Consider the following 13,665-nt stretch of genomic DNA (forward strand, 5'->3'; position numbering starts at 1 on the left):
CTACCGCTCTTCCTCGATGTGCGAACCGATGGCCAGCCAGGCGGCGGCGACGTTTTCCAGTAACGTGGCGGCCGTGGTCAGTGCGGTCTCATCATTGTTCAGGTTTGCGCGAAGCAGCACACGAACCACGTAGTCGTAGAGTTGGTCCAGTTGCACGGCGATGTCACCTCCTTGTTCAAGGTCCAGCGAAGCGCGTAAACCCTGGCTGACGATATTGATTGCCTTGGTGATGGCCTTGCCTTTTTCGGCGGTATGGCCGGCCTGCATATGCAGGCGCGCGATACGGATCGAAGCCTGGTAACTGTCGAAGAGCATCACGATTCTTTGGTGAGGGGAGGCCGCCAAAATGCCGCTTTCTACGCCAACCTTGGCGTAGGCATTCGCGTCTCGAAGGGAACTCATCTGATTTGCTCCGGGTGTGGTCGTCAATCGTCGCTGTTAAGCGCATCGAACTGGGTCGTCAGGTAATCGGACGTGGAGTTGAGCGACGAGATCAAGGTGTCGAGTTGGGTGAACTCGTCGGTCCAGCGCGCCATCTCGGAGTCGATCAGCGCCTGCTTTTCGACATAGCGCTCTTCAAGTTGCACCAGTTTGGATTCCAGGCTGTCGGTCCTGGCGACGATCAGGCCGCTGTCTTCGTCCAGGTAGTTGTCGAGGTCGTCCGTCATTTGGCCAATGAAGCCGGAGGTGCCGTCGCTACCGATAAAGAACTCCGACACGGCGTCGATGTTGTCGGTGATGGCGCTGGTCAGGGTGTCTTCGTCAACCAGCAGAGTGCCATCGACCTCCAGGGAAATACCCAATTGCGACAGATAGCTGAAGGTGCCGCTGCCAATGGCGGTGTACAGGTCGCTGCTCAATTCTGTGCTGATGCGGCGGGGGGTCGAGTCGCCCAGCAACTCGCCTGCGGTGTCGGAATCGGCATTGTAGGCAGTGAGGGTATCCACGCTGGAAACGTAGCTGTTGTAGGCGGTGACGAATGTGGAGATGGCGTCGTAGATCGCGTCGGTGTCCTGGGAAATCGTCAGGGTCTGCGAGCTGCTGGTGGCGGACAGGTTCAGCGTGACGCCCTGCAGTGCGCCCTCCACGGTGTTGCTTTGGCTGGTGATCGAGATGCCGTTGAGGGTCAGCTCGGCGTCCAGCGCTTTCACGGTCTGGGTCATGTTGCCGCTGCTGCCGTCGTAGCCGAGCAGGCTGGACGCCTGGTCGGTGCTGTCGGTGCCGGTGTAGGTCACGGTCATTGCCGATTCGGTGCCGGTGCTGTTAGAGGTCAGCACCAGGCGGTACGGCGTGTCGCTGCCATCGTTGACGATCGAGGCGGTCACGCCGGCCCCCGAGGCGTTGATGGCGGTACGAATGCCTTCAAGGGTGTTGTTGCTGCTGTCCAGGGTAATCGACACCGCGTCCGCCGTGCCCACTTGCAGGGTCAGGGTGCCGGTGCCCAGGGCGGTGGTCTTGCTGGCGACACCGCTGGTGCTCAGGCTTTGGGCTTGGGCCAGTTGGGTGACTTCCAGTTTATAGGTGCCGGCTTCGGCTTTGCTGGTGGTGGCGGCGGTGACACCGGTGCCGGACAGGCTGGTGGTCAACGATTCATACAAGCTCGAGTCGGCCAGTGCTTCTGCCGCCGTTTGCAGTTTGGTCAGGGCGCTGGTCAGGGTGCCGTAGGCGGATATTTCCGCATTGACCGAGGTTTCCTGGTTGGTGATGGGCGTCAGCAGACTGGCTTCCTTGGATTCCTCCAGGCTGGTCAGGATGCTGTCCAGGTCCAGCCCGGAGCCGACCCCCAGGGAAGTGATGCTTGCAGTCGAAGTGGTAGAGGTCGTGGTTGCCATGTGAATGCCTGTCCTGGTTTGTGTTCACACACGATGGGGTGCGGTTGAACCCAACATCGGCAAACGGCTGACCCGTCTTTAGGCAAGCGCCGAAGTTTTTTACACCTGCATGGCCATCACGTCTTTGTAGGCGCTGAGCAGACGGTTACGCACCTGCACGCCCATCTGGAAGGCCACGCTGGCCTTTTGCGAATCGGCCATCACATCGCTCAGCGACACCGCCTCACTGCCGGCCTGGAAGGCGTTTGACTGGCGGGTGGCGGTCTGTTGCAACAGGTTGATGCGCTGCAAGGACGACTGCAACTCGCCGGCAAACCCCGTGGCCGGGGCGAAACGTTGCGTGCCGCTGCCTTCGGCCTGTTCGGCCAGCAGCGACAGTTGTTGCAGGGCGTTGGTCAGTGCGGACGAATTCATGCTGCAGGTTCCATTGGAAGCGATCAGGCCAGCAGATTACCAAGGCTGCCTGCCTGCACATTCGCCCAATTGAGCACAAAAGCGGTGGCTTTTCCGGCGTTTAGCTTTTGGCATTTTCGCCAGAATGAAGCCCTGCCAGCTGTTCCTCTCTGCGAGGGGAGGCTGATCGACTAATAATACTGTTACCGGACTCTGCAATGTCTTTCGTACAGGCCCTACCCTCGCCATCGAGGTGTTCGTGAGTACCGCAGTCCTGGCCAAAGGCGCGCAAAAGAACCTGGCGACCCGTGTTCCAACCCAGCCGTTGGAGGCGTTGACCACGCTGTTTCGCAACCAGCCCCTGGTGCCTCTGCTGCTGGCGGCAGCCGCCGCGGTTGCCGTCGTGGTGGCGCTGCTGCTGTGGGCGCGCGAGCCGGAATATCGCGTGTTGTTTTCCGGGCTCGGCGAAGCGGACGGCGGACAAATCATCAGTGAGCTGGACAAGCGTGCGATTCCCTATCGCCTGAGCGAAGGCGGCAACACCATCCTGGTGCCCGGCGACAAGATGAACGCCCTGCGCCTGCAGCTGGCCGAGCAAGGCTTGCCCAAGGGCGGCAGCATCGGCTTCGAGTTGCTCGACAAGCAGGCCTTTGGCGTCAGCCAGTTCGCCGAACACCTCAACTACCAGCGCGGCCTTGAAGGCGAGCTGGCGCGCACCATCGAATCCCTGGGGCCGGTGGCCAAGGCGCGGGTGCATCTGGTGATGGCCAAGCAATCGGTATTCGTTCGCGACCGCGAGGCCGCGCGCGCCTCGGTGGTTCTGACCCTGCAACCCGGCCGTGAATTGGGGCAAAGCCAGGCCAGCGCGATTGTGCATCTGGTCACCTCCAGCGTGCCGGAACTGAGTGTCGATGCGGTAACCGTGGTCGACCAGAACGGGCGCCTGCTGTCCCAGGTCCACGGCGATACAACCGGCCCCGACGGCACGCAACTGGACTATGTGCATGAGATCGAGCGCTCCTACCAGCGGCGTATCGAAGACATCCTCACGCCGCTGCTCGGCAGCCAGAACGTGCATGCCCAGGTCGTTGCCCAAGTGGATTTCTCCACCCGCGAAAGCACCGCCGAACGCTATGCGCCCAACCAGGACAGCCATGAAGCGGCGGTGCGCAGCAAGCAAACCTCCGAACATGTGGTGGAAGGCGATGATGCCGGTCGCGGCGTGCCTGGCGCGCTGACCAACTCGCCGCCCAATACCCCGGCGCCGACCAAGGCCACCGCACCGACGCCGGCGGGCGGCACGGCAACCGCCGCCGATGCCAAGGCCAGCAAGCCGGCGAATGCCACTCAAAGCGAGCGGATGATCAACTACGAGGTCGACCGTAACGTCGAGCACGTCAAATCGAGCCTGGGCACGATCCAGCGCCTGACCACCGCCGTGGTCGTCAACTACCGCACGGTGCTCAAGGACGGCGCGCCGACCGCTGAGCCGCTGAGCAAGGAAGAGCTGGAGAACATCAATAACCTGGTGCGCCAGGCCATGGGCTTCACCGAAAGTCGTGGCGATGCGTTGCAAGTGATCAACAGCCCGTTCGTGAGCGAAGACACCTCGGTCGCCGAGCCGCCATGGTGGAAAACCCCCGAGGCCTACAACCTGCTGATCAGTGGTTTGCGTTACCTGCTGGTGGCCTTTGCCGCGCTGCTGCTGTGGTGGCTGGTGCTGCGACCGATGCAACGGCGCAACGCCAGTCGAAACGCCCAGATGCTCGCGGCCAGTGCCGAGCCGGGCACCGCGCTGATGCCGACCAGCACCGGTACCAGCGTGGTGGTCGCCGGCCAGGACAACACGCCGCACACCCTGCCGCGCAAGTCGGCGGTGTACGAGCAGAACATGCAGAGCCTGCAACAGATTGCCGCCGAAGACCCGCGGCTGGTCGCCATGATCGTGCGCGGATGGATGAAGAAAAATGACTAGCAAAATGAACGGCTCGCGCCGCAGTGCGATTTTGCTGCTGTCCCTGGATGCCGACAGCGCGGCGGAAGTGTTCAAGTTCCTGCCCAGTGGCGATGTGGAAGCCATCAGCATGGAAATGGCGCGCCTGAGCCAGGTCTCCCATGAAGAAATGCGTCAGGTACTCGAAGAGTTCATGGACGAGACCGACCAATACGCGGCCATCAATATCCAGACCAGCGACCATATCCGCGCCGTGCTGACCAAGGCCCTGGGCAGCGAGCGTGCCGCCAGCCTGATCGACGACATCCTCGAAAGCACCAACACCGGCTCCGGCATCGACAAGCTGAACCTGATGGAGGCCTCGATGGTGGCCGAAATGATCCGCGACGAACACCCGCAGATCATCGCGACCATCCTGGTCCACCTGGAGCGTCACCAGGCCTCCGACATCCTGCAATTGCTGCCCGACCGCCTGCGCAACGACATCATCCTGCGTATCGCCACCTTCAGCGGCGTGCAGCCGGTGGCGTTGCAGGAACTGACCGAAGTGCTCGGCGTGATGCTCGACGGTCAAAGCCTCAAGCGCAGCAAAATGGGCGGCGTGAGGACGGCGGCGGAGATCCTCAACCTGATGAGTTCCACCCACGAGGAACTGGCCATCGGCACGGTGCGCGAGCACAGCGAAGACCTGGCGCAGAAGATCCTCGACGAGATGTTCCTGTTCGAAAACCTGATCGACGTCGACGACCGCGGCATCCAGACCCTGCTGCAACAGGTGGAGCACAACTCCCTGGCGATCGCGCTCAAGGGCTCGCCGCCGGCGTTGCTCGAACGCTTCCTGCACAACATGTCCCAGCGTGCCGGGCAGTTGTTCCGCGAAGACATGGAAGCGCGCGGCCCTATCCGTATGTCGCAGATCGAAACCGAACAGAAGGCCATCCTTGCGGTGGTGCGGCGCTTGTCCGACAGCGGCGAAATCGTGACCGCGCGCGGTAATGACACTTATGTCTGATTGGCAGCCCTGGCAGATGGACCCGTTGGGCAGCCCTGCCTCGCTCGGCGATGATCCGCAGAGCAGCCATCGCGAGCGCGTGCGCAAGCAAGCCTTCCAGCGCAAGCTGGAGATGCAGGTGCTGCGGGAAAAGACCCTCGCCGAAGCCCAGCAGGTCGGCCATGCCCAAGGCGTGGAGCAGGGCTATGCACAAGGTTTGAGCGAAGGGCGCCAGGCCGCCGCCGTGGAGTTGCACCAGCAGGTGCGGCAGACGTTGCAACCGCTGCTGGAGCTGTGCCGTAACTTCGACGAGGCCCTCAAGGCGATGGATACGCACATTGCCCGCCAGTTGGTGGGCATTGCGCTGGAGGCCGCCCGACAATTGGCCGGTGATGCGCTGGCCGCCCAGCCGGAGCAGGTGCTGGTATTGGTCAAAAGCCTGCTCGACAGTGACCTTGAACTCACCGGCAAACCCAAGCTGTGGCTCCACCCGGAGGATCTGCAACGCGTCCAACACAGCCTCGGCGAGCAGATCGAAGCGGCAGGCTGGGCCTTGCATGCGGACTCGGCGATGTTGCCCGGCGGGTGCCGTGTGGTCAGTGCCGGCGGAGAGCTGGATGCCACGCGGCCTTCGCGGTTGGGCCTGCTCAATCGCAGCGTCGAGCGCACCCTGGATGAACAGCCATGAACGCGCACCTCGAGCGCTGGAGCCAGGTCCTGGCGTCGGTGCAGGGCAAGCCCTTGCAGGTCGCGCCGCACCTGCGCAGCGGGCGCATCACCCGCGCCACCGGCATGGTGCTGGAAGCGGTGGGCCTGCGTCTGCCGCTGGGAGGCGCCTGCCGTATTGAGCTGACGTCCCATGAAGGCGTATACGCCGAGGCTGAAGTGGTCGGCTTTGCCGGGGACACGTTGTACCTGATGCCCCTGGCGGAAATCCACGGCCTGCAACCGGGGGCGCGGGTGTTTGCCGCGCAGGACGGCCAGACCGGCGTCGGCGGCAATCGCAGTTTTCCCCTCGGCATGGCCTTGCTCGGCCGCGTGCTCGACAGCGGCGGCCAGCCCCTGGATGGTCGCGGCCCGCTGCTGGGCGCCCACCACGCTAGTCTGCACACCCAACCGCTCAACCCGCTCAAGCGTGCGCCGATCGACCGTCAGATCGACGTGGGCATCCGCGCCATCAATGCCTTGTTGTGTGTCGGGCGTGGCCAGCGCCTGGGCCTGTTTGCCGGTTCCGGCGTGGGCAAGTCGGTGCTGCTGGGCATGATGGCCCGCTACACCCAGGCCGATGTGATCGTGGTCGGGCTGATCGGCGAGCGGGGCCGCGAGGTACAGGACTTTATCGACAACATTCTCGGCGAAGACGGCCTGCGTCGCTCCGTGGTGGTCGCCGCGCCGGCCGATACCTCGCCGCTGCAACGCTTGCAGGGCGCGTTGTACGCCACGCGGGTGGCCGAGGACTTTCGCGACCAGGGCAAAGACGTGCTGCTGATCATGGATTCGCTGACCCGCTACGCCATGGCCCAGCGCGAAATCGCCCTGGCCGTGGGCGAGCCGCCAGCCACCAAGGGCTACCCGCCGTCGGTGTTCGCCAAGCTGCCCAAGCTGGTGGAACGCACCGGCAACGGGCCGCCCGGCGGCGGCTCGATCACTGCGTTTTACACGGTGCTCAGCGAAGGCGACGACCAGCAGGACCCGATTGCCGACTCGGCGCGGGCGATCCTCGACGGGCACATTGTGCTGTCCCGGCACCTGGCCGAAAGCGGGCACTACCCGGCCATCGATATCGAAGCGTCGATCAGCCGGGCGATGACGGCCATTGCCAGCGACGCCCAGCAGCGCAAGGCGAATCAGCTCAAGCAGGCGCTGTCGCGCTACCAGCGCAATCGCGACCTGATCAGCGTGGGCGCCTACACCCAGGGCCACGACGTGCAACTCGACCGCGCGGTGGGTTTGTACCCGCATATCGAACGGTTCCTGCAGCAGCGCATCGACGACCGTGCCAGCGTTGACGAGACCCTGCACGGCCTGACCCTGTTGTTCCCCGGCAACTGACCTTTTCGAGTAACCATCGATGGCTGACCAATCGCTGCACCTGCTGATCGAACTGACCGCCAAGGCACGCGACATCGCGGCCCGCGCCCTGGCGCAAAGCCGCACTGCCGAGCAACTGGTGATCAACCAGTTGCGCACCCTGGACCAGTACCAGCAGGAGTACCGCCAGAACCTGCAGTTGGAACTGGCCAAGGACGGCATGAGCCCTTCGGCGCTGACCAACTACCGGGGCTTTTTGCAGTCGCTGGAAGAGGCCGTGGAGCGTGCGCAAAAAAGCCTGGAGCGCCACCGCAAACAGGTGGCGCACCACCAGATCACCTGGATGGCGCAGTGGCGCAAGGTCAACGCGATTGAAGCGTTGTTGAGCCGCCGCGCCCAACAGGCGCAAGTGCGCGCCGGGCGTGTCGAGCAACGCCAGATGGACGAACTGGCCAGCCAATTGCGGCGCCGGGCGGCAGCGTTTCCAACTTCCATCGATAGCAGCCTCTAAGGGACACCATGGACATTCTCGCGTCGTTAGCGCCATCGACCGCAGCGCCTGCGCCGGCCAGTCTTCCCGCTGAGGCGACGGTTGCGCCGAGTGAGTCGTTTGCCGCGGTATTAAGCCAGGTCGATGCGCCAGTGGCTGACCCGCTGCCGGTGGTTCAGTTGGCACCGGCCCCGACATTGGCACCGGCATTGGCGGCTGCGGACACCGCCCCGGTCATGCCGGAACCGGCTGCGGCTGCACTGCCCACACCGGTGGTCGCAGCGCCAGTGCCGCTGGCTGAGCCAGAGCCCGTAGCGGTGGACGAGGTGCCGAATGCCTGGCCCGATCAACCCGTGACAGCGGTTGAAGAACCTGAGCCGACGACCAAGGGCGACAGCTCGCTGGACGACATTCGCCAGCGCATGGCCCTGATCGAAAGCGCCGGCCAGCTGGATACCGCCGCAATGATCGTGGCACCGCCGACGCCTGTCAGCGTGCCGCTGCCTGTGGTGGTCAGCGCTGAGTCAGCCGAGCCCGCCCCGCTGATCAGCAGTCGTGCGCCGGCCCAGGCGACCAGCCTGCCTGCGGCGGATGACGAGGCAGATACGCCGCAACCGATCGACCTGCCCGACGCCATGCCGACGCTGGTCGCCAGCGTCGCCGACAGCGTGCCCAGCGTGCGCGCGCAAACGCACGACAGCCAGGCGCAGAGCCAGCCCGATCCGCAGAGTGTCTTCAGCCTTTCAGCGGCATCCTTCAGCCCGACGAACCTGGCCGTCGCCGACACGGTTGCGAGCAATGGCCTGGTGCTCACGGCCGCCATCGGCAGCGCCGATTGGCAGACTGACCTGGGCCAGCAGATGGTCGACATGGTCACGCGTGGCGAGCAGCAAGTGGACTTGCGCCTGCACCCGGCCGAACTCGGCCCGTTGTCCATCAGCCTCAACCTGAATGACGGCACCACCCAGGCGCAGTTCCAGGCCGCCCATGCGTCGGTGCGGGCGGCGGTGGAGCAGGCGTTGCCGCAGTTGCGCGAGGCGCTGGCCACCCAAGGCATCGCGTTGGGGCAAGCCTCGGTCAGCGACCAGTCTTCACGCCAGGCCGCGGGCGGCCAGACACCGCGTGATCCGCAGGCCCAGCCGTCCAGCGCAGCGGTCAGCCGCGACGAAGCACTCCCGGCGCACGTCCAGCAGGTGGTGTTGCGCAGTTCGGGTGTGGACCTGTACGTCTGATTCTCAAATCAAAACAGCGAGATACCGCCGTTACCCTGGTCTTATCGCGCCATGGGCGGAGCAGGGCGATGGTCATACTTGAGCCCTGCCTAACCGTTTTCCTTCATTCCATGGTTCCAGCCAATGACCACCACCCGCAAAACCCCCTGGCTCTTGATTCTGCTGCTGGCGCTGGTCGTCGTCGCCGCCAGTTCCGGCGGCACCTACCTCTATTTCAGTCAACACGGCATGGCGGCTGAGGCAGTGACGGTCGAGCCCGTGGCGCAAAAGCCCCAGGCGCCGCGGTTGGTCACCATCGCCCCGATGACGGTCAACCTGGTGAACGAGCGCGATGAGCAAAGCCTGCTGTACGTGGGGTTTGCCCTGGAAGTGGCGGATGACGCGACCCAGGCCCTGCTGCAGCAATACATGCCGCAAATACGCAGCCAGTTGTTGACCCTGTTGAGCGGGCAGAACACCACGCAGGTGATCACGCCCCAGGGCAAGGCGGCGCTTGCCGGCAAGGTCCTGGAAACCCTCAAGCAGCCCCTGGCGCCGCAGCAACCCGCACCTGCGGTGCTGCGCGTGCTGTACACCGACTTTATCGTGCAATAACCCATGGCCATTGACGATTTGCTCTCCCAGGACGAGATCGACATGTTGCTTCGCGGGGGCGACGACGGCGACGCTGCGGCGGATGACGCCGACACCCTGGACGCCGCGCGGGTGCGCCCTTACGACCCGGCGACCCAGCACCGGGTGATCCATGAGCGTTTGCACGCCCTGGACATCATCAACGAACGCTTCGCCCGTTACTTTCGCATGAGCCTGTTCAACCTGATCCGGCGCAGCATCGATATCACCGTCAAAAGCGTGCGCTACCAGAGCTACAGCGAATTCTCGATGCACATGCCGATGCCCACCAACATCAATCTGTTGGCCATGAAACCGCTGCGCGGCACGGCCCTGGTGGTGTTCCCGCCCAGCGTGGTGTTCATGGTGGTGGACAACCTGTTCGGCGGCGACGGGCGTTTCGTGACCAAGTCCGAAGGTCGCGAGTTCACCCACACCGAGCAGCGCATCATCCGGCGTTTGCTGGGGTTGTCGGTGGATGCCTACAAGGACGCCTGGAAGTCGGTCTACCCCCTGGAAATCGAATACCTGCGTTCCGAGATGCAGGCCAAGTTCGCCAACATCACCAGTTCACCGAATGAAATCGTGGTGAATGCCACCTTCCATCTGGAGGTCGGCAACCTGTCCAGCGATTTCAACATCGTGATCCCGTACCTGATGATCGAGCCGATGCGCCAACTGCTCAACGGCCCGCTGACGGATACCAATCCCGAGGAAGAGCGCCACTGGAACAAGCGCATGGCCGGCGAGATCACCCATTCCGAGATTGAGCTGATCGCCGACTTTGTCGAGCTGGATGCGCGGATGGGCCAGGTCATGGCGCTCAAGGTCGGCGATGTGCTGCCTATCGACCTGCCCGAGATCGTCAGTGCGCGGGTCGACGGCGTGCCGGTCATGACCTGCGAATACGGCAGCCAGAACGGCGTGCGCGCGTTACTTGTGAAGGACCTGGTCGATCACTCGCTGAGCCTTTCCTCCTCTTCTACCAGCCGATTCGTGAAGGGCCACGTGTCCACTGCCAAGGAATCCGATCATGACTGATTCAAACACCCTCGAGCCCCAAGAGCCCGATGAATGGGCTGACGCCCTGGCCGAACAGGCCGCCGAAGCCGGTGACGACGACCCGTGGGCGGCGGCCTTGGCCGAACAGGAGCAAACCGACGCGGCGGTTGCCGGCCCGGCGCCAAGCGTAGGCTCGAGCCTGTTCAAGCCGTTGCCGGTGCCAGCACCTGCGGCGGCTGCGCGTGAGCTGGAAATGATCATGGATATTCCGGTCAAGCTCAGCGTGGAGCTGGGCCGCACCCGAATCACCATCAAGCAATTGCTGGAACTGGCCCAGGGCTCGGTGCTGGCGCTGGACGGCCTGGCGGGGGAACCGATGGACATCCTGATCAACAGCTACCTGATCGCCCAGGGCGAAGTGGTGGTGGTGGATGACAAATACGGCATTCGGATCACGGAAATCATTACTCCGTCCGAACGCGTGCAAAAGCTCAACCGATGAGCCTGGTCAGCGCAACACCCGCGCCCCTTGGCGTGCCCTCGGACAACGTGATGAACCTGGCATTGCTGGGCAAGACCGGCCTGGCGCTGGTGGTGGTGCTCGCCTGCGTGCTGGTGTGCGGCTGGCTCGCGCGGCGCATGGGTTCACGGCCGTTGGCACCGGGGAAGATGCTGCGGGTGGTCAGCAGCACCGGGCTGGGCCAGCGTGAAAAGGTGGTGATTGTGGAGGTGCGCGGCCAATGGCTGGTGCTGGGGGTGACGGCCCAGCAAGTCACCGCCCTGGCGCAAATGGACGCGCCGGCAGCCGAGCCTGAGCCTGCGGCGGTCGCACCGGGCGACAGTTTTGCCGAACGCCTGACGCATGCGCTGAAGCACAACCTGCGCAAGGGGCGCGCCTCATGACGGCCCTGGAACCGGCGATGCAGGGCCTGAGCGCCTTCACCGGCCAGGCCGGCGGCCAGCAATGGTCGCTGAGCCTGCAGACCCTGCTGCTGCTCAGCGCCATGGCGTTCCTGCCGGCGGTGCTGCTGATGATGACCGGGTTCACTCGCATCATCATTGTGCTCGGCCTGCTGCGCACGGCCATCGGCACCACCTCGGCACCGCCGAACCAGGTGCTGCTGGGGCTGGCGCTGTTCCTGACGTTTTTCGTCATGTCGCCAACCCTCGACCAGGCATACGAAACCGCCTGGCAGCCGTTCTCCCGGGACGAGATCACGATGGAGCAATTTCTCGACAAGGGCAGCCAGCCGTTTCGCGCCTTCATGCTGACCCAGACCCGCCAGGGCGACCTCGCATTATTCGCACGGGTGGCGCGCATCGGCGACCTGCAAGGGCCGGAGGATGTGCCCATGCGTGTGTTGCTGCCGGCCTTTGTCACCAGCGAATTGAAGACCGCGTTCCAGGCCGGTTTCACCATTTTTATCCCGTTCCTGATCATCGACCTAGTGGTGGCGAGCGTGTTGATGGCGCTGGGCATGATGATGGTGCCGCCGTCGACCATCTCGCTGCCGTTCAAGTTGATGCTGTTTGTGCTGGTAGACGGCTGGCAGTTGCTGCTCGGTTCCCTGGCGCAGAGTTTTTATACCTGATGAGGACGTAGACGATGACGCCGGAAATGGTCATGGATCTGGCTTACAAAGGCATGCGGATGAGCATGATCGTGGCCGCGCCCGTGTTGTTCGTGACGCTGTTTGTCGGCTTGCTGGTGAGCCTGTTCCAGGCGGCCACGCAGATCAACGAATCGACCCTCTCGTTTATCCCCAAGATCATCGGTGTGTGCGTGGTGCTGGTGATCGCCGGGCCCTTGATCATGGAAATGCTGGTGGACTACACCCGCGCGCTGTTCACCAGCCTGCCCACGTTGATTGGCTGACGCACCTTGATCGAGGTCAGTTCGGCGCAACTGCAACTGTGGCTCACCAGCTTTTTCTGGCCGTTCTGCCGCGTGCTGGCGTACCTGATGAGCGACCCGATCCTCGGCCACAAAAACGTGTCGAGCCAGGTGAAGGTCGGCCTGGCGATGCTGCTGGCTTTCTTGCTGGCGCCCAATTTGCCGGCGCTGCCGGAGGTGTCGCTGTTTTCCTGGGCCGGCCTTGGGGTGACGGTGGAGCAGGTGCTGATCGGCATGTCGCTGGGCATGGTGATGCGCGTGACGCTGGCGGTGGTGGAGATGACCGGCGATATCTGCGGCATGCAGATGGGGCTGGCGTTTGCCACGTTCTTTTCCGCCGATACCAGCACCAACAGCCTGGTGCTGTCGCGCTACCTGGGCATGATCACGATCCTGATGTTCCTCGCACTGGACGGCCACCTCATGGTGCTCGAACTGCTGGCGACCACGTTCAAGACGCTGCCCATCGGCCACCTGCGTTTTGACCCCAACGCCTGGAACCTGATTGCGCGCTATGGCAGCACGATCTTTCTCACCGGCCTGTTGCTGGCTTTGCCGATGGTCGCCACGCTGCTGATCATCAGCCTGGCCATGGGCATTCTCAACCGGGTGTCGCCACAGTTGACGGTGTTCTCGGTAGGCTTCCCGCTGACCTTGTCCGTGGGCCTGATCCTGCTGATGGTGGTGATGGGCGACCTGGGACCGTTTCTGGCCAGCCTGCTCACCAACACCCTGCACTTCATGCAGTACCTGGTCGACAACATGACCCTTGCTTGACTCATGCACCCTGGTCCAACTGTGGGAGGGGGATTGCTTCTGATGGTGGTGTTTCAGCCCATGCATCTGGTGACTGATCTATCGCTATCGGGAGCAAGCTCCCTCTCACAGTTTTTGATGTGTTTGAACAGTGACATGGGGGCGTCGCAGTTGATGGGCTTCTGTGGGCTTTAGGACTACTTTTGGCCAATCAGCTGCCACGGTCCAACTGTGGGAGGGGGCTTGCCCCCGATGGCGGTGTTTCAGCCCATGCATCTGATGACTGATCCAGCGCTATCGGGAGCAAGCTCCCTCTCACAGTTTTTGATGTGTTTGAACAGTGACATGGGGGCGTCGCAGTTGATGGGCTTCTGTGGGCTTTAGGACTATTTTTGGCCAATCAGCTGCCACGGTCCAACTGTGGGAGGGGGCTTGCCCCCGATGGCGGTGTTTCAGCCCATGCATCTGGTGACTGATC

At 63.4% G+C, this 13,665-nt stretch carries 16 protein-coding genes; 13 read left to right on the forward strand and 3 right to left on the reverse strand.

The window, feature by feature from the left end:
• The 3 genes from fliS to fliE all read right to left on the reverse strand — a co-directional run bounded on the left by fliS (position 1) and on the right by fliE (position 2,246).
• Positions 1–402: a flagellar export chaperone FliS gene (gene fliS / locus NR164_RS13910; RefSeq protein WP_046382130.1), complete on the reverse strand. Its 402-nt coding sequence runs from the start codon at positions 400–402 to the stop codon at positions 1–3.
• Positions 403–425: 23 nt separating this feature from the next.
• Complete coding sequence (gene fliD, locus NR164_RS13915) at positions 426–1,832, reverse strand: flagellar filament capping protein FliD (RefSeq protein ID WP_256822864.1); 1,407 nt, start codon at positions 1,830–1,832, stop codon at positions 426–428.
• Positions 1,833–1,931: 99 nt separating this feature from the next.
• The gene (fliE, locus tag NR164_RS13920) at positions 1,932–2,246 is read right to left on the reverse strand and encodes a flagellar hook-basal body complex protein FliE (RefSeq protein WP_256822865.1); all 315 of its coding nucleotides are present in this window, start codon (positions 2,244–2,246) and stop codon (positions 1,932–1,934) included.
• 238 nt (positions 2,247–2,484) lie between these two features.
• Here fliE and fliF point away from each other — a divergent pair, with 238 nt between their 5' ends.
• The 13 genes from fliF to fliR all read left to right on the forward strand — a co-directional run bounded on the left by fliF (position 2,485) and on the right by fliR (position 13,208).
• Complete coding sequence (gene fliF, locus NR164_RS13925; protein ID WP_256822866.1) at positions 2,485–4,200, forward strand: flagellar basal-body MS-ring/collar protein FliF; 1,716 nt, start codon at positions 2,485–2,487, stop codon at positions 4,198–4,200.
• Positions 4,193–5,191, forward strand: coding sequence for a flagellar motor switch protein FliG (gene fliG, locus NR164_RS13930; protein ID WP_046382133.1), 999 nt, complete (start codon positions 4,193–4,195; stop codon positions 5,189–5,191). The genes fliF and fliG overlap by 8 nt, the downstream gene beginning before the upstream one ends.
• Entirely contained in the window at positions 5,184–5,858 is a 675-nt protein-coding gene (locus tag NR164_RS13935; protein WP_079444660.1) for a flagellar assembly protein FliH, read from the forward strand. The genes fliG and NR164_RS13935 overlap by 8 nt, the downstream gene beginning before the upstream one ends.
• Complete coding sequence (gene fliI / locus NR164_RS13940) at positions 5,855–7,222, forward strand: flagellar protein export ATPase FliI (protein WP_256822867.1); 1,368 nt, start codon at positions 5,855–5,857, stop codon at positions 7,220–7,222. Before NR164_RS13935 ends, fliI begins: the two co-directional genes overlap by 4 nt.
• 19 nt (positions 7,223–7,241) lie before the next feature.
• A complete protein-coding gene (gene fliJ / locus NR164_RS13945; protein ID WP_046382136.1) occupies positions 7,242–7,712 on the forward strand; it encodes a flagellar export protein FliJ in 471 nt (156 codons plus the stop codon).
• Between the two features lie 8 nt (positions 7,713–7,720).
• Entirely contained in the window at positions 7,721–8,923 is a 1,203-nt protein-coding gene (locus NR164_RS13950; RefSeq protein WP_256822868.1) for a flagellar hook-length control protein FliK, read from the forward strand.
• Positions 8,924–9,046: 123 nt separating this feature from the next.
• Positions 9,047–9,517, forward strand: coding sequence for a flagellar basal body-associated protein FliL (gene fliL, locus NR164_RS13955; protein ID WP_046382138.1), 471 nt, complete (start codon positions 9,047–9,049; stop codon positions 9,515–9,517).
• A 3-nt stretch (positions 9,518–9,520) separates the two neighbouring features.
• On the forward strand, positions 9,521–10,576 hold the full coding sequence (gene fliM, locus NR164_RS13960) for a flagellar motor switch protein FliM (protein ID WP_046382139.1): 1,056 nt from the start codon (positions 9,521–9,523) through the stop codon (positions 10,574–10,576).
• A complete protein-coding gene (gene fliN, locus NR164_RS13965; protein WP_169881812.1) occupies positions 10,569–11,039 on the forward strand; it encodes a flagellar motor switch protein FliN in 471 nt (156 codons plus the stop codon). The genes fliM and fliN overlap by 8 nt, the downstream gene beginning before the upstream one ends.
• The gene (fliO, locus tag NR164_RS13970; protein WP_046382141.1) at positions 11,036–11,440 is read left to right on the forward strand and encodes a flagellar biosynthetic protein FliO; all 405 of its coding nucleotides are present in this window, start codon (positions 11,036–11,038) and stop codon (positions 11,438–11,440) included. Before fliN ends, fliO begins: the two co-directional genes overlap by 4 nt.
• Entirely contained in the window at positions 11,437–12,129 is a 693-nt protein-coding gene (gene fliP / locus NR164_RS13975) for a flagellar type III secretion system pore protein FliP (RefSeq protein ID WP_256822869.1), read from the forward strand. The genes fliO and fliP overlap by 4 nt, the downstream gene beginning before the upstream one ends.
• A gap of 14 nt (positions 12,130–12,143) precedes the next feature.
• Complete coding sequence (gene fliQ / locus NR164_RS13980) at positions 12,144–12,413, forward strand: flagellar biosynthesis protein FliQ (protein ID WP_046382143.1); 270 nt, start codon at positions 12,144–12,146, stop codon at positions 12,411–12,413.
• Positions 12,414–12,419: 6 nt separating this feature from the next.
• Positions 12,420–13,208: a flagellar biosynthetic protein FliR gene (gene fliR / locus NR164_RS13985; protein ID WP_079444656.1), complete on the forward strand. Its 789-nt coding sequence runs from the start codon at positions 12,420–12,422 to the stop codon at positions 13,206–13,208.
• The last annotated feature ends 457 nt before the right edge of the window (positions 13,209–13,665 follow it).

This window comes from Pseudomonas sp. Pse79 (assembly GCF_024519615.1).
Taxonomy (GTDB): domain Bacteria; phylum Pseudomonadota; class Gammaproteobacteria; order Pseudomonadales; family Pseudomonadaceae; genus Aquipseudomonas; species Aquipseudomonas veronii.